Origin of the sequence: Nocardia sp. NPDC050630, assembly GCF_044457245.1 — a bacterium.
Classification (GTDB): Bacteria; Actinomycetota; Actinomycetes; order Mycobacteriales; family Mycobacteriaceae; genus Nocardia.
In genome coordinates, this window is record NZ_JBITGN010000011.1 from 109,203 (window position 1) to 125,250 (window position 16,048).

The following is a 16,048-nucleotide window of genomic DNA, read 5'->3' on the forward strand; positions in this document are numbered from 1 at the left end:
CCGATTTCGATACCCCGAAGCTATCGGCACGATTCTCGTTACCCGTAACCCTTTGGTATGACATCGGATCGGACTGCGGTGTGATACCGGATGCGTACCGCGGACCAAGGCGGCTGACCAGTTACCACCTAGCCGTCAATGAGCCCTTGTATCAAAGGGTTTCCACTCGGCGGTGCTCGATAGCGATGCGTTCGATGTCGCTGGGTGTTCCGGCCATGATGATGCGCGTGTGTTCGGCCACCAGCTCGGCGGGCCAGGTCCACCAGGCGGCACGGCGTAGCCGTTCGATGTCGGCACTATCGAAGCGCTGCCGGATCGGCTTGGCGGGGTTGCCGCCGACGATGGTGTAGGGCGGCACGTCGGCCGTGACCACCGCACCGGCCGCGATGATGGCGCCGTCGCCGATCCGCACACCGGGCATGATCGTGGACTGGTAGCCGAACCAGACATCGTTGCCGACGACGGTGTCTCCTCGGCTGGGCATGGAAGTGACGATATCCAGCGTCTGCTCGGCCCACCGGCCGCCGAACATGGTGAACGGGTAGGTGGACACGCCCATGGTCGGGTGCTCGGCACCGGCCATCAGAAACCTGGTCCCGGCCGCGATAGCGCAGTATGCTCCGATGATCAGTCGCTCCGGTCCGTACGCGTAGAGCACGTTGCGACGCTCGAAGTCCGTCGCACCGTCGGGGTCGTCGTAGTAGGTGTACTCGCCCACAACAATATTCGGTGAGCTGACCAAGGGTTTCAGAAACACCACGCGGTCGTGCGCGAGCAGAGGATGAACAGTGGTGGGATCCGGTGACAATTCGAGGTCCTCGTATTCGTGGATGTTGGTGGGACGGGCGGTCACGACAGTGCCACCGAGATTCGATGGCCGCTACCCACGGCCAGGAATGCGCAGTGGACGCCGAGCTGGCTGCGGTAGCGCTGCTGGGCACGGATCCGGTTGTGTCCCAGCGAGCTAGCCGCATCCTACGGCCGATCGGCCCCAGATTTCCCTCGCGGAATTCGACCCTGTGGCGGCAACCCAAGCTTCTGATCGCGGTGCGGTAGCCGCTCGGCGCTACATCTTGGCGCTGCGGGCCATGACGAAGCTGTAGAGCCCGTAGGTGATGATGCCCGCCCCGGCAATCAGGAGCAGGACCATGCCGAAAGGTTGCGCGCCGAGCGTTTTCACGGCCCCATCCAAGCCTGCGGACTTATTCGGATCGGATTCGGTCGCGGCGAGGATCACCAGCAACCCCGCCGCGGCGACGGCCAGCCCTTTGGCGATGTAGCCCGCAGTGCCCAGCCTCCGCACGAAGGCGCTCGGGACTCCGCGCAGATCGTCGAGGAAATTCTGCTTGGCTCCCTTGTACACGTGGTAGCCGCCGACCGCGATGATGACCAGCCCAGCAGCGACGAGCACAATCGTGCCCGCCGTGTGCTGCATCAGACGTGCGGTGAGCCCGACACTCTGGCTACTGCTCGGCTGCCCACTGCCCTGCGCGAAACGGAACGCGGTGATCGCGAACGCGAAATAGACGACGGACAGCGCCAGCGCTTTGGCCCGATCGAACACTTCGGACTTTCGGCTGTCGGCGCCCGGCTCGGACGCGCTGCCGAAGACGGCCTCCGCCAGCCGCCAGAGCGCCATCAGCACGAACGCGACCACACCCACCCACAGGGTGAACTTGCCACCCGGTTTATCCGCCAGTTCCGCCATGGCCCCGGATTGATCAGCGTTGCCCCCACCGCCGAACGCGAGCCGGATCGCGATGTAGCCGATGAGCAGGTGGACGAGGCCGGACATGACATAGCCGGCGCGGGCCAAACGCGCGAACACGCTGCTCTGGGCGAACTGCCCGACGGTATGGGATAGACCGGGGTGGGTCATGCTGCTCCTCCATCCAGGTATCACGGCGCGAAGCCAGCGCAGGACATCGACCGGATACCCAGGTGCGCGGAGAAAGCACCTCGCCGGCCCGGCGCCCAGGTCGTGCCGTTCTGTTTTGACCGGGCAAACACCGAGTCATCAGACCCACTCCCATGATCCCCGTGCCGAGCGACGGAAATGTTCAGCCCTTCCTCCCGAACCGAGCGAGGTAGTGCCAGACCTTCTTCAGCTCCTGCGCGTTCGCCCGGGATCGAGCGGTGCCGAGGATGCGCGGGGGAGCACCCCGTGTTCGGCGACAGCTCCGGCCAGTTGGACCACCGGTTGGCCGCGGTAGCCCGTCCAAGTCGTGCCGGTTCCGACCCAGCGGCCACGCCCGGTTCCGACCCAGCGGCCACGCCCGGTGCCGGACCAGCCGCCGTATCCGAGGGCGAGCGTTCGATCCGGCAGCAACAGTGCGCACCGTCTCGGCGGTGGTCTCCGGCGGTATCGGCATGCTGCTCCTCTCGCAATCGGCCAAGGACGGTGGGAGGGGCGGTGTTTCGAGGTCAGCTCAATATGAAGTGGCGCAACCATAGATACGGTGCGGCGACCACGATGGTGATCGCGGTGACCACCGCACCCTTGCGGGTGAACTCCCAGAACGAGATCGGCGCCCCGGCGCGGGCGGCGATACCGAGCATGACCACGTTGGCGCTGGCGCCGACCGCGGTCAAGTTCCCACCGAAGTCCGAGCCTAGGGTCAGCGACCACCACAACGCGTCCGCGTGTACTGGATTGTCGATCCCACCTGCGAGGTCGGCGACCAGCGGGCTCATGGTCGCCACGTACGGGATGTTGTCGATGATCCCGGACAGTAGCGCTGAAACCACCAGGATCAACATCACCGCCACCAGAGCGTTACCGCCGGTGGCGGTGGCGGCCCAGCTGGCCATCGTCTCCACGACCCCGGTTTCGACCAGAGCTCCGACCATGACGAATAGGCCGGCGAAGAACAGCAGTGTCTCCCATTCGACCCCGGACAAGTAATCCTCGGGCTCGGTCCCGGAGACCAGTACCAGCACACCGGCCCCGAGCAGCGCGACCACAGACGGATCGATATGCAGGATCGAATGCCCCACGAACCCGGTGAATACCGCCAACAGCACGACCCCGCACTTGGCCAGCAGCCGCAGATCCCGAATCGCTTCGCGTTCGTCGAGGGCCATCACGTCCGCGATCCGCTCGGGCGCCACATCGAAAGAACCCCGGAACAAGCGCGGCAGCACGACGATGAACACGGCCAGCTCGAGCGCCACGATCGGGGTCATATGTACCAGGAAGTCGTTGAACGACAAGCCACTTCGGCTGCCGATGATGATATTGGGCGGGTCACCGATCAACGTGGCCGCGCCACCGATGTTGGACGCCAGCACCTCGGCGATCAGGAACGGCGCGGGCCGGATGCCGAGCCGGTCGCATACCAGCAGGGTGACCGGCGCGATCAGCAGCACGGTGGTGACGTTGTCCAGGAACGCCGAGGCCACCGCCGTGATCAGCGTCAGCATGATCATGACCCGCACGGGAGATCCCTTGGCGCGCTTGGCCGCCCAGATGGCGGTGTATTCGAACACCCCGGTCTGACGTAGCACCCCGACGATGACCATCATCCCGAACAGCAACAGGACGACATCCCAGTCGATACCGGTGTCGTGGGAGAAGAACGCCTGCTCGGAATCGAGCACGCCCACAGCCAGGACAACTGCGGCACCGGCGAGCGCGGCGATGGTTTTGTGGATGCGTTCGGTCGCGATCAGCACGTAGGAGACCACGAACACGACAATCGCGATCGCGGTCACCGCGGGCCACCCGCGCAGCAGCTACCGGTCAGGTCTTGGCGAGCGCCACCTGCAACAACCGGGACGCGGTGATCACCCCGATCATCCGCTTGCCCTCGACGACCGCGATCAGCGGACACCGGCAGCGCGCCATCAGCGCCGCCACCTCCACCACTGTGTCGTCGGCCCGGGCCACCGGCACGATCGGCTTGCCCGTCGATTCCGGCAGTAACTGGCCGACGGTCTTGCCCTGCAACGCCTCGGCGATCCGGTCGGCCACCGACTCCGACAACACCCCCGCCAACGACGGATCGTCCTGAACATATCCCGGGACCAGGAACCGCACCACCTGCGAAGCGGGCAGCACCGCGCGCGGCACCTGATCCGCATCCGTTACCACGATGCCCGGCAGCCGATGCTCGGCCAGCAGCCTCGCCGCGGCCAGCGCCTCGGAATCCATGGTCACCGACGGATAGTCCTCGGCTATCTGACTTGCGTGCACACCAGTACGATACGACCGCCGCGATCCCTACCGCGGCACATCCGGGCTCGCCGCCACCGGCAGCCCTTATGGGCTCCGTCGAAGACAACACTCGCGTACGCACCATGTCAGTCCCCATCGCCGGACGGCCCGACCCGAAGCAGGGCCGGGTTGCCGACCAGACTTCCCGGCGCACCTACCGTAAAGATGCCGTAAAGATGCCACCAAGGCAAACCGCGAATAGTCGTGAACCGTCGATCAGAGCCCAGCGCTGCACGGTGAGGTGTGTCTGCCGCCGTCGGCTTGCTCGGCGCTGCCAGTCAGGCCACCGCAAGCAGGTGCGATAGCCGATCGCAAGCACAGCGCTGCCCCGCCGATCACGATCGCGAGGCAACGCTGTGCGGAGGTGCCTGACCTCGGTCTCGAACCGAAGGCTCAGCGGGGAATCGGGAAGTTGGCGCGGAATACGCCGTGTGGGTCGCGGGCCTGCTTGAGCTTTCGCAGCCGGTCCAGGGTGCCGGTGTCGAAAACCTCTGCGACACTGTCGCCGGCGGACAGGACGGTATACGGTTTGCGGCCGCTGACTCGTGCGCCCAGATCGGTGATGATGCGCTTCTGAGTGGCATGTACCGCGGCAACCGTGTCGGGGTCCGAGCCGGTGGCCTGCAGAGACAGTGCATAGGGCTCCGCGAACGGCGGAACCGCGCCTCGGGTGGGCACGGCGAGCGCACCTCCCAGCTGCCGGAGCTGGATGCCCATCAGCGGATCGATCGGTGCGTGCAGCAGAATCTCGGCGGCGGTCTCGTCCAGGGCGGTCAGCAGCTCGGTTCGGAGCAATCCGGGGCCTGGGGCGGTGGGCTCGTTGACGATGGCGCCCAACTCGGCCGGGGACAATTCCCGGCGGGTGTCCGCGAGGATGCCGTCGATCGTGTCCACCCGTCGCAGCAGGTCCCGTCCGTGCGCCGGTTCGCCCAGGTAGGCGGCGGCGATCGCGATTACCGGCGGAGCCTGCGGCAGCTCCAATCGATTGAGCCAGACCGTGAGTTCGGCCGGTGCGTGATCGGTGATGTCCTGGAAGGCATCACGGACGGCCTCGGTCTGCTCGGCCGGCCAGACGATCAGGCCACCGAACAGGCCGGGAGCCGCGAACAGATCGAACTCCACTGCCGTCACCAGTGCGAAATCCCCGCCGCCGCCACGCAATGCCCAGAACAGCTCCGGGTCGGACTCCGCGGTGACCCGCGCTCGACGACCATCGGCATCGACGATGTCGAAGGACCGGACGCTGTCGGCCGCCCAACCGTATTTACGGCCGAACCACGACAATCCGCCACCGAGGGTATAGCCGACAACGCTGACCACCGGGGAGCTTCCGGCCAGCCCGGTCAAGCCGTGCGGGGCGGCCGCCGCCTGCAGCTGGCCCCAATTGGTTCCCGCGCCGACGCGGGCACGTCGCCGCGCCGGATCCACCTCGATCCGATCGAGCCGGCGCGTGCGCACCAGAATGGTGCCGGCGGTATCACCGGAAGCGCCGTGGCCGTTGGGCTGAGCGGTCACCGACAGGCCCGCGTCACGCGCGTAGCCGACCACGGCGGCCATATCCTCCGCGTCTTCGACGTGCACGACAGCCGCGACCGGCTGGTCGATATTCAGATTCCACGGCGTCCGTGCCGTATCGAACTCTTCGTCACCCGGCAGCAGTACCCGTCCGCGCACGGCGGATCGCAATGTGTTGTGTGACATTTGGATTCCCTTCGCTACAAAAATGTTCACCGTGTCGTGCCCGAGCCACTGGACGGAGCCTGGCCCCAGGCAGGGTCCCGGGTGGCCGGGTCGGTTGCCGGGGAGATGGGCGTGGGCATCGGAAAGGCCACTTCGATATGGGCGGCGGCAGTCAGCGCGCGGCGCTCGGCGAATGGGGCGGTGATCAACTGGACCCCGATGGGAAGCCCCTCGGCCGAGACGCCCGCGGGAACCGTGACCGCGGGTAGGGCCAGGTAGTTGGCGGCGATAGTGAGGCGGTGCGCCGCATACATGGTCGCGACTTGTGCCGTGCCGCCGAGGTCGTAGCCGACCGGCCAGGGCAGTTCGTCCGAGACCGGGCCGAGCACGATCGGATGCTCCGCGAGGAAGCGGGACCAGGCCGCGCGGCGGGTGAGGCGCTCACCCAGCGCGGTCATGTAGCCGGCCAGATCCAGCGGCGGGAACAGGTCGATCGCCGCGTCGATGAAGGTGTTCAGTCCAGCGCTGCCGACTCGCCGCATGACTTCGCGGCGCTGGACCACCACCTCGGTGGAGACCAATCGGCCGTAGTCCGCCGCCACCTCGCCCAATTGCGGCGGATCCAGTTCGGTTACCGGATATCCCGCGCGTTCGAGGGCGTCGGCGCAGCCGAGCAGCGCGGCCCGCAGCTGCGGATCGATATCGTCACCGAGCGTGACGGCGACCGCGGGCCGGGCGGTATCGGTCACGTCACGCACCGGAATCCATCCGGGATCGCGCAGATCAGCGCTGTCACTGAGGACCTCGAAGGCGGTCGTCAGATCGCGCACGCTGCGCGCCAACGGTCCTGGTGCCGCGAACAATTGGTTCGTCGGTGCGGGTGCGGCCCCGGACAGACTCGAGGCCACCGCTACCCGGCCGGGTGTGGTGCGCAGGGAGGCGACTCCGCAGAACGCGGCGGGTATGCGCAGTGAACCGCCGAAGTCGGTGCCCAGGCCGAGGGGTGTCATGCCCGCCGCTACCGCGGCGGCGTCACCGCCGCTGGAACCGCCCGGGCTGCGAGTCGGGTTCCACGGATTCACCGTCGGGCCCGCCTCGTCGTTGTCGGTGTGCCAGCGAGTGGCGAAGTCCGGCATGTTCGTTCGCCCGATGACGATCGCCCCGGCTCGCCGCAGTGCGGACACCGCGGGTGCATCCGCTGCCGCGACAGCCTGTCCGAAGGCCGCCACGCCCCAGGTGGTCGGGCTGCCCCCGACATCGAGGTTGTTCTTGATGGTGACCGGAACCCCGTGCAGCGGCCCGATCGGCACCCTGCGGTCGGCTGCGGCCGCCTCCGCGCGCGCGGTCTCGGCGAATACCGTGGTAAGCGCGCCGATTTCGGAATCGACCTGCTCGATGCGCTCGAGATGCGCCTCGACGACCTGGGCCGCGGTGACCGCGCCCTCGGCGATCAGCGTCGCGAGCGAGACCGCGTCCCGCGTCCACAGCGCGCTGTCCTGGCCGGTGTTCACGATGCCTCCTGTTCGGCGAATACCGCTGCGGTGCGCGGTGTTCGGCTGTCGTCGATGGATTTGCCGAGGGTGATGAAGAAGAGGATCAGCCCGGCGGTAAGCAGGATGTGGCCCACACCCGCGCCGAGCGCGATCGCCTCACCGCTGCTGCTGCCGAGCACGGTGCGGGTGCCGTGCAGCGTCATGACCGCGATGGTGATGACAAGGCCGATGTTGTACAGCCAGAAGAACCAGGCGTACAGGTTTTTCCGGGCGCTGAGCGTGAACTGCTTCTCCAAGGCCAGCACGATGAGGAAGAACAGCATGCCCAGCGCCAGCACGTGGGTGTGCACGACACCGAGCTCCGATCGCCCGGTGAAATGTTCGGCCTTGGTGATCTCGCGGTAGTAGAATCCGGCAATCAGGCCGATGATCATGTAAATGTGCGCGGTATTGAACAGCGTCTTCATCGGGCGCTCAACGGTTTTCACGGCGCAGCAGCAGCCCGCCGGTGGCGGCTACCAGGGCGGCGGTGAGGCCGTGCACACTCAGGGCGGTAGCGGTGGAGCCGCGGCGGACCAGGATGGTGAGCATGTCGCCGGTCGGGATGAGGGCGATGGTGAGCAGGGTGACGCCGAGGGCGCGGCGCTGCCCGGCCGCGAGCAGGGCCAGCATGATCAAGCCGGTGACCACATCGCGGACGCCTTTGACATTCAGGAAGCCGTCGGCGTCACCGCGCGGCCAGTCGGTGAGGCCGAAACCCGGGGCCAGTCGCTGCGGGGCGAACAGATAACCGCCGCCGACGGAGATGATGAACCCGGCTCCCAGTACGGCGCCTGCCGTACCGAGACGTTCGCCGAGCCGGCGGGAACCACGCACGGAAACAACTGATTCCGTGTTCGAGGGAATGGACATGAGCACTCCTGGATCGATGGGATACGCGTCCCGAGCATCCAGTGCGGCCCGTACCGTTCGCTGACAGTCGTTGTCAGCGAACGGTACGCAGCAGTTCGAGCACCGCCTCGTCCGGAAGCCGGGCGCCCGCGAGGAACTCCGCGCCGAGGCGCACAGGCCCGAGCGCCGCTTCCGCCTGGTCGAGCGCCCGCCGCCGGAACGGGCCGATGCGGATCACCCCGGCCCTCCGGTTGATCCGGTCGGTGGCGCCGAGAATGCGGGCCGCGCACTCCGGGGCACCCTTCGCCAGAGCAACCAGGGCATAACCGATACCGATCTCGGCCAGCAGCGCCGCCGAGGTCTGGGCGGCCAGATCGCGGGGCATGGCCAGCTCTCGCAGCGCGTCGTCCGGCCGTCCCGCCGCGACCAGGGCCGCCGCGTGCGCGGTGCTCACGAAGGCGAGGTTTACGAAGCGGACGGTATCGTGGCGTCCTGCGGGTGGCGGGCCGGCGGGCAGCGGTTGCTCGGACATTCGCCGGTACAGTTCCATCGCACGGTCGTTGTCGCCGCGCAGGTGCGCCAGGTGCGCCTGCATCGCCGCCAGGAAGCGCCCGGGCGCAGGGACGATGTGCGGGGTGATCAGGGCCTCGGCCCGGTCGATATAGGTTGCCGCGCCGTCGGTATCGCCGCCGACTAGGTGCATATCCGCCGTGAAGAGCAGCACGCCCATGCGCTCACCGGCGCCCAGGTCGGCGCTGAGCAGTTCCAGCGCGCTCGCGATCAGCGGGCGGGCGCTGTCCAGGCCGAGCATCCGGGTCCGGTAGCTGGCCAGGGAGATCAGGGCGCGGCTGTGTGACCGGTTGTCACCGTGCGCGCTCAGGCAGGTCAGCGCCGCCTCGAGGGTAGGCAGGGCGCGGGCCGGATGGTCGCCGCCCAGTTCATCGAAACCTCGTGCTATCAGCGCATTTCCGCGTAGCCATGGATCGTCGGAGGTGGTGCACGCGGTCAACAGGCTGTCGTCGTCGCCAAGCAGGTCACGCAGCGCCAGTATGAGCACGAACATCGGGTGCGGGGGCCGATCCTCGGTGAGGGCCGCGCGGGTCAGCCGCTCGAATTGCCCTGTGTCATCCCGGATTTGGCCCCACCAGATGTTGGTGAAGTACGCCGGCAGCTCCTCGGCGTATCGGCAGGCCAGATAGGCCCCGGTGCACCCCGGTGGCGGTGTGTCGCCGAGCAGGGCGAGGACCTCGCGGCGGCGTTCGGAGATGTCGCCATGCAATCCGCGCAGCAGCCAATACCAGACGAGATTCGCGTACAGGCGAACCGCACGCTCGCCGTCGCCGACGTCCAGCGCCCACCGCAGCGCGGTTTCGCAATTGCCGTGTTCGGCGATCAGCCGCGCGAGCCAATCGGGTTGTGCGGCAGTGCGTAATCCCTGGGCGGCGGCGTCAGCGAATTCCAGGAAACAGTCGGCATGGATGCGGGCGACCTCGTCCGCATCGCCGGCGGCGGTCAATTCCGCTGTCGCATAGGCTCGGATGGTCTCGGCCATTCGATAGCGCTGTCCATCGAAGTCTACCAACGACTTCGTCACCAGTGAGGTGACCGTGTCAATGGCGTCCGGACCACACACCCGGGTGACGGCGTCCAAGGTCGCCCCGCCCGCGAAAATCGAAAAACGCCGTGCTGCTGCGGCTTCCGCATCGGTGAGCAGTCCCCAGCTCCAGGCGACGGCCGCGTGCAGGGTGCGATGGCGCGGGACCGCGTGGCGAGTACTGTTGGTGAGCAGCCGGAAGCGATCGGTGAGCCGCGCGCTGAGGTCCGGCAGCGGCAGGCTCCGCAGGCGAGCGGCGGCAAGTTCGATAGCCAGCGGCATGCCGTCCAGGCTGCGCACGATGGCGCGGATATCCGCGGAATTACTCTCGGACAGCGCGAAATCCGGGAGCGCCGCGGTGGCGCGGTCGATGAACAGCCGGACCGCGGGCGATGCGGTGACCGCCACGATACCCGCGTCGGCTTCCGGCAGGTCCAAGGTCCGGACCGGATACAGTCGCTCGCCGTCCACGCCGATCGGCTCCCGGCTCGTGGTGAGCACCCGCAGCAGGGGCAGCCGCTGCAACAGATCGTCGATCAGGCGCGCGGTCGCCTCCACGACATGCTCGCAGTTGTCGAGTACCAACAGCATTCGGCGGCCGGACAGCGTCCGCTCCAGTACATTGGCCCATTCCGTGGACAGTTCGTCGGGTCGCTCGAACTGAGCGAGCGCGTTCGCTATCGCCACTCCGACCGCGTTCATGGCCGGCCGGTCGGCCCGTTCCCGCTCGAGTGCGGCGAGTTCGACGAAAGCGTAACCGTCCGCCCAGTCCATGGCGTGCGCCCCGAGCGTCTCGGCGGCCAGCCGGGTCTTCCCGACGCCCCCGGTGCCCGACAGTGTCACCAGTCGGGCCTCGCGAAGCGTCCGTCGCACTCCTTCCACGTCGCGTCCGCGTCCGACGAAGCTGGTGAACCGCCTGGGCAGCAGCGGCACGGACACCTTTGGTGTCCCGCTGGTCCGGGATGCTGCCGTTCGACCCGATCCGGGCGTCGTATCGATGGCAGGTTCGTCGACTGCGGGACTACGGGATGCGTTCGTGTGAATGTCGGCCAGGGCCGAACGCAGCACCTCGGCGGGTTTCGTCCCGAGCTCGTCCAGTAACAGGGTCTCGGTTCGTTGAAACTGTTGTATCGCCTCGGATGTTCGTCCCGCTGCCGCCAGCGCCCGCACCAGTCGTGCGGCCAGCTTCTCCCGGAACGGATGTGCCGCTGCTTCCGTGCGGAGCTCACGCAATACCTCGCCGCCTCGGCCCAGGGCACGAAAGGCGTCCGCTCGCAGTTCGACTGCCTCGAGCCGCTGTTCGGTCAATCGTAGTGCCGCGGCGCGCAATGCCTCCGATTCCCCCGCATCGATCAACGGCTCCCCGCGCCACAAGGCGAGCGCGGCATCGAAGCACGCGATGGCTGGTTCGGCCTCACCGGCCGCCAGCAATGTCCGCCCCGCCTCGACCTCACGCGTGAACCGATGCACATCGACGTCCTCGGGCGCGAGTTCGAGCACATACCCGCCCCCGTCATTGCGCACCGCGCCCGGTGCCGCCGCGCGCAACCGACTCGCCAAGGTCTGCAACGCATTCCCGGTCCCCGCCGGCGGGTTGTCCCCCCACACCCCGTCCACCAGCCGCGCCGCCGGCACCACTCGCCCGGCTTCGAGCGCCAGCAACCCCAGCAACGCCCGCACCCGCGGCCCCCCGACTGACGCCTTCGTCCCGTCCGCGGCCTCCACCATCACCGGCCCCAATAGCCTTACCAGCATGAATCGTCCACCTCGCGGTCGATCCTGCGTGGCGCCCGGCCCGCTCGTCAAACCGGGCGAACCTCCGACCTCGCCGCATTGCGGCTATCGAACCGCCTCCGGCGGAAGCCGACGGCCGCGAGGACCCGGTCGGTGTCCGGCCGTAGCTGGTGGATCTGCGTCGAAAGGCCGACACAGTCGCCTTGCGCCCTGCCGCCCGGGGCAACCGCGTGGCCCCGCTGCCCGGTGAGGCGATTCATTCCTGGGTGCGATTTGAGGCAAACGCCTCATGCGACCACGGAGGCGGCGGACCGATGATCAGGGCATGACAAATCGAGTTCAGGAATCATGGAGATCACCGGTCATGACCGAATTGACATTCGAACCACCGACCGTCGAGCGGTTCGGTAAGCACACTTCAGATCACGCACGTGGAATGCCGGGCGGCGGGCGGGTCGATGCGGTCAACGTAAGCCGGCATGTCGGGTCGCGGCAGATTCTTCAGGAGCTGTCGTTGTCGATCGAACCAGGCGAGTTGGTCGCCATTGCCGGCGGCAGTGGAGCAGGAAAGAGCACATTGCTGGAGATCCTCGCGGGACTGCGACCACCGTCTGCCGGGGAGATTCGGCATGACGGCGTCGTTCGCCGGGCCCGAGTCAGTGCCGATTCCCGTATCGGCTACGTGCCCCAAGAGGACATCATCCACCTCGAGATGCCCCTGCGCCGCACACTGCACTACGCGGCGCGGCTGCGGCTGCCCGCAGGCACATCGGCGGCCGAGGCGGACCGGATAGTCGAAGAGACCATGGATGACCTCGACCTGGCCGATCGGGCCGAGGTGCCGGTCCGAGCGCTCTCCGGCGGCCAGCGCAAGCGGGCCAGTATCGCCGTGGAGCTACTGACCCGGCCACACCTGTTCTTCCTCGACGAACCCACCTCGGGGCTAGATCCGTCGACCGCAGCCGACGTGATGCGCCTGCTGCGCCGACTCAGCCAGCGCGGGGTCACAGTCGTCCTCACGACGCATGAGCCGGCCGGCATCGACCGGTGTGACCGGGTGGTATTCCTGGCGCGCGACGGCCACCTGGCCTTCACCGGCAGCCCGACCGAGGCTCGGCACTACTTCGGCGTGGAGGATCTCACCGAGGTGTACGACCGGCTGGCTCGTGAGCACACCCCGCAGATCTGGGCAGAGCGATTCGCCGACAGCGGTGGAAAGTCGAAAGCCCGACCTGACTTGGCTCTACTGCCCATCCCTGCCACCCGTTCAGACGTCAAGCACACGGGCACGGTCCGGCAATGGTGGCTACTTACCCGACGCAATGTCGATGTTCTCCTTCGCAACCGGCTGACCCTGGCGGTCCTGCTCGGCTCACCGGTGTTGGTCACTGCGATGATGGCGACGCTGTTCAAGCGCGGCGCGTTCGATCCGCGTAGCGAAGCCGACATCGGCCCGGCCCAGATCGTGTTCTGGATTGCATTCGCAGGCTTCTTCTTCGGCCTTACGTACGGCCTGCTCCAGATCGTCGGGGAGATGGCCATCTTCCGGCGGGAGCGCCTGGCCGGCCTCAGCGTGGGCGCCTACGTGGCATCCAAGGTGACAGCACTCTTTCCGGTTCTGGCTGGAGTGAGCGCGTTGCTCCTGGGTGTGCTGCGGGTGCTCGGTCGGCTCCCCGCCGTTGGATGGGACGTGTACGCCTTCCTGTTTGTGACGATTGTGATCGAGGCGACCTCGGCACTGGCCCTCGGATTGCTCGCGTCGGCCGCGGTCTCCAACGCCGCGCAGGCCGCCCTCGCCCTGCCGATGCTCTGCTTCCCTCAGGTTCTGTTCGGTGGCGCCATAGTCCCCGTAGACGAGATGGCCTTCCCGGGACGCGTGATGAGTCTCGGCCTATCCAACCGCCACGCATTCGAAGCGCTGGGTCGCGACCTGGATCTCGACCGGTACACCGCCACGCTGCCGGCCATGTCCGCCTACGGCAACACCTTCCACGGAGGCACGGGCGCCAATCTCATCGCGCTCGCCTCGTTCGCCGTTGGCCTCATGCTGGCCACGGTATGGGTGTTGGACCGGAGGTCCCGGCCCGACGCATCCCGGCGATGAAGGCCCCGCACAGTCGGTCCCGCCAGATGTCTGAACAGATGTCGGCGGGCACCGGGCGTGGGGCACCAACGATGTTCCACTTCCGGGTGCACAGCCCGACGTTCAGACCGGCCTGTCAACTGTCAATGCCGTCCACCCGGACGCGCACCGAATACGCGCTGAGCCATGTGACATCGAATACCGCACCGGGCAGCATCATTGGTGGTTGCCGAGCTGAAGTACCTGGCGCAGTGGATGCTTCAATTTCCCACAGCCGCATTGACCGGGAAGCCCGCCAGACCCCGATCGATCGCGGCGAGACTGGCCTGTGTGCGGTTGTTGACGCCGAGCTTGGCGTAGACACGTTCGACGTGGTTGCGTGCCGTCTTCTCGGCGATGAATAGTTCGGCCGCGATTTCTCGGTTCGACCGCCCCTGCGCGACGAGTCGCAGGATCTCGACCTCGCGGTCGGTCAGCCCGGCCGGCCAGGGCGTCCGCCGCGATATCCGCGGACCGGCCACCGCAAGCACGGCCGCAGCCGACTCGGCGTCCAAGCGTCCGGCGCGCGCCTGCTTCCGTAACTGATCGGCAGCGCCGCGAGGATCGAGCGGCGGCCGGTGGGGACGCGGCTCGAGCAGTCGCTGATAAGCCTCCGCCGTGGCAAGCAGCCGGTCCAACGCGGTCAACTCCGCGCCGGCGATCCCCCGGGGAAAGCCGGACCCGTCGATCCGTTCCCGGTGCTTCATCGCGACGGGCACCACCGACTCCAAGCCGTTGACTCGGCTCAGTATCCGGCCGGTCAGATCCGGATACATCCGTACCCGTTCCCATTCAGCCGTAGTGAGCGGCCCCTTCTTCTCCCAGATCTGGTTGGACACCCCCATTTTGCCGAGGCCGTGCACGAGGCCGGCACGGTAGAGATGCTTGATGTCCGACGGCGACATACCCAGGTATTGGGCTGCCCCGGCCACCAGATTCGCGACGCCACGCGAATGCCCCAGAGTGAACGGAGATTTGAGATCGACGAAATCAGCCATGGCCTCGAGTAACTTGTCGCTCTCCTGGTCCGTCAGGGTTCGGTCACGATCCGGTGCTTGGGCCAACGCCACGGTCCAGACGTCCATTTCGAGCAACCCGTCCACGATCGCCGCCGCATCACGATCGAACACCGCCGCCACGGCCGGGCTGAACTGACTGCCGCGCCGAGAGCGGAGAACAGCCTTCGCTTGCTCGAGCCCACCTGTCCTCAGGTGCACCTCGACCACGTCTGCGACGTGAGCGATGTGGATCTCGACCGGGATATCCTCTCCGCGAGAACCGTTGGGCAACCCCCGGCCGTCCCAGCGTTCGAAGACGTAGGCCAGGGCCTTTCCGACCTGCCCGTCCAAGCCCATCCGATCGGACAGAACCCCGGCGGAACTGCAATGCGACTGGATCAGTGTGGCGACCTGGCTGCGAGCTGTGACCAGAAAGGCGGTGGCACGGATGCCCCGCTCCCAGCCTGGCAATCCGCGTCCAACATGGCTCATCATCAGCCGCAGAAACGGCAGGCCGGTCGTGTCCACCGCGTAGGTGCCGGCCCGGAAGGCGATATCGTCGCCGAAGAGCGCCGAGAGTTCGTGAGAGTCGGCGTGACAACCGATCCAACCGACCAGATTGGTGTAGTACACGGTCGCTCGCTGTTGCAGGTCGAGCCCCATTCGCTCGGCGATCCGTGTCGCGATCAAGGACGATCGAAGCATGTGTTCCATCGGTTGACCCAGACCGAGGTCGATCGCAAGCGATATCGCGGCGAGCAGTTCGGCTCTGCTCAGACCCTTTTCCGAGCCGGGCAGCCTCCCGTGCGGGTGCATCTTCCCATTGTCCACCCGAATGAACAACGGCCATCTCAGCACGAAAGACGAGACACCGGCCTCAATGCCCCCACGGGCCCCAGCGGATCTGACTGCATTTCCACGAGCTCATGTGCTTTCCCAAAATCTCGAGGGCTTTTCCGACGTCAGCGCGGCAAAACCATCGGCGGCGCCGCCGTCGCCGACGAGGCCATGCTCTCCATGGCGTTGCACCTGCGCGAGAACGGCCACAGCCTGCGTGACATCGCCGCCCGCCTGGTCATCACCCACGCCGAGAAGAAAGGCCGCCACCCCTCGCCGGCCACCGTCCTGCGGCTGCTGCGCGACCACGACCAGAGCGCGGCCGCCGCTGCGGCGGCCTCTCAACACGAGTGATCCGGCGCGAGCACGGCCAAGACTGATCGCCTGGTTCGTCTTTCGATCGCGTCTGCTCAGGTGCCAGGAGAGTTTGGGTCGCGGGGTGCGTGGGTCGGACTGCTGCGGCCGAGGCGGACCATGGCGCGG

Annotated in this window: 12 protein-coding genes; 2 read left to right on the plus strand and 10 right to left on the minus strand. The window is 67.2% G+C overall.

All coding sequences use genetic code 11. The features are described from left to right. Window positions 1–151 precede the first annotated feature (151 nt). The 9 genes from ACIBG0_RS26035 to ACIBG0_RS26075 all read right to left on the minus strand — a co-directional run bounded on the left by ACIBG0_RS26035 (window position 152) and on the right by ACIBG0_RS26075 (window position 11,629). On the minus strand, window positions 152–808 hold the full coding sequence (locus tag ACIBG0_RS26035; RefSeq protein ID WP_397035860.1) for a CatB-related O-acetyltransferase: 657 nt from the start codon (window positions 806–808) through the stop codon (window positions 152–154). Window positions 809–1,066: 258 nt separating this feature from the next. Then, window positions 1,067–1,879, minus strand: coding sequence for a DUF1206 domain-containing protein (locus ACIBG0_RS26040; protein ID WP_397035621.1), 813 nt, complete (start codon window positions 1,877–1,879; stop codon window positions 1,067–1,069). A 545-nt stretch (window positions 1,880–2,424) separates the two neighbouring features. Further along, complete coding sequence (locus tag ACIBG0_RS26045) at window positions 2,425–3,714, minus strand: SLC13 family permease (RefSeq protein WP_397035622.1); 1,290 nt, start codon at window positions 3,712–3,714, stop codon at window positions 2,425–2,427. Between the two features lie 28 nt (window positions 3,715–3,742). After that, a complete protein-coding gene (locus ACIBG0_RS26050) occupies window positions 3,743–4,195 on the minus strand; it encodes a CBS domain-containing protein (protein WP_329408195.1) in 453 nt (150 codons plus the stop codon). Window positions 4,196–4,609: 414 nt separating this feature from the next. Then, the gene (locus ACIBG0_RS26055; RefSeq protein WP_397035624.1) at window positions 4,610–5,917 is read right to left on the minus strand and encodes an FAD-binding oxidoreductase; all 1,308 of its coding nucleotides are present in this window, start codon (window positions 5,915–5,917) and stop codon (window positions 4,610–4,612) included. A gap of 26 nt (window positions 5,918–5,943) precedes the next feature. Further along, window positions 5,944–7,407, minus strand: a complete 1,464-nt coding sequence (locus tag ACIBG0_RS26060) for an amidase family protein (protein ID WP_397035626.1) — start codon at window positions 7,405–7,407, stop codon at window positions 5,944–5,946. Beyond that, a complete protein-coding gene (locus tag ACIBG0_RS26065; RefSeq protein ID WP_397035629.1) occupies window positions 7,404–7,856 on the minus strand; it encodes a DUF2871 domain-containing protein in 453 nt (150 codons plus the stop codon). The genes ACIBG0_RS26060 and ACIBG0_RS26065 overlap by 4 nt, the downstream gene beginning before the upstream one ends. Before the next feature lie 7 nt (window positions 7,857–7,863). After that, window positions 7,864–8,301: a DUF4267 domain-containing protein gene (locus ACIBG0_RS26070; RefSeq protein WP_397035631.1), complete on the minus strand. Its 438-nt coding sequence runs from the start codon at window positions 8,299–8,301 to the stop codon at window positions 7,864–7,866. Between the two features lie 73 nt (window positions 8,302–8,374). Beyond that, window positions 8,375–11,629 carry an AfsR/SARP family transcriptional regulator gene (locus ACIBG0_RS26075; RefSeq protein ID WP_397035632.1) on the minus strand — a complete coding sequence of 1,085 codons (3,255 nt, stop codon included), beginning with the start codon at window positions 11,627–11,629 and terminating at the stop codon, window positions 8,375–8,377. Between the two features lie 268 nt (window positions 11,630–11,897). Between ACIBG0_RS26075 and ACIBG0_RS26080 the strand changes: the two genes are divergently transcribed. Continuing rightward, window positions 11,898–13,712 (plus strand): ATP-binding cassette domain-containing protein, encoded by a 1,815-nt coding sequence (locus tag ACIBG0_RS26080; protein WP_397035633.1) that lies wholly within the window; start codon window positions 11,898–11,900, stop codon window positions 13,710–13,712. Between the two features lie 239 nt (window positions 13,713–13,951). On the opposite strand, the gene ACIBG0_RS26085 is transcribed toward ACIBG0_RS26080, so the two are convergent. Next, complete coding sequence (locus ACIBG0_RS26085) at window positions 13,952–15,544, minus strand: HD domain-containing phosphohydrolase (protein ID WP_397035635.1); 1,593 nt, start codon at window positions 15,542–15,544, stop codon at window positions 13,952–13,954. 201 nt (window positions 15,545–15,745) lie between these two features. On the opposite strand from ACIBG0_RS26085, the gene ACIBG0_RS26090 reads away from it, so the two are divergent. Continuing rightward, window positions 15,746–15,919, plus strand: a complete 174-nt coding sequence (locus ACIBG0_RS26090; protein WP_397035636.1) for a hypothetical protein — start codon at window positions 15,746–15,748, stop codon at window positions 15,917–15,919. Window positions 15,920–16,048: the final 129 nt, after the last annotated feature.

Bases quoted from the DNA above. Each gene is read 5' to 3' on its own strand.
- ACIBG0_RS26080 (WP_397035633.1), top strand. From the start codon at position 11,898: ATGCGACCACGGAGGCGGCGGACCGATGATCAGGGCATGACAAATCGA.
- ACIBG0_RS26065 (WP_397035629.1), bottom strand. From the start codon at position 7,856: ATGAAGACGCTGTTCAATACCGCGCACATTTACATGATCATCGGCCTG.
- ACIBG0_RS26055 (WP_397035624.1), bottom strand. From the start codon at position 5,917: ATGTCACACAACACATTGCGATCCGCCGTGCGCGGACGGGTACTGCTG.
- ACIBG0_RS26040 (WP_397035621.1), bottom strand. From the start codon at position 1,879: ATGACCCACCCCGGTCTATCCCATACCGTCGGGCAGTTCGCCCAGAGC.
- ACIBG0_RS26075 (WP_397035632.1), bottom strand. From the start codon at position 11,629: ATGCTGGTAAGGCTATTGGGGCCGGTGATGGTGGAGGCCGCGGACGGG.
- ACIBG0_RS26090 (WP_397035636.1), top strand. From the start codon at position 15,746: ATGGCGTTGCACCTGCGCGAGAACGGCCACAGCCTGCGTGACATCGCC.
- ACIBG0_RS26070 (WP_397035631.1), bottom strand. From the start codon at position 8,301: ATGTCCATTCCCTCGAACACGGAATCAGTTGTTTCCGTGCGTGGTTCC.
- ACIBG0_RS26085 (WP_397035635.1), bottom strand. From the start codon at position 15,544: ATGCACCCGCACGGGAGGCTGCCCGGCTCGGAAAAGGGTCTGAGCAGA.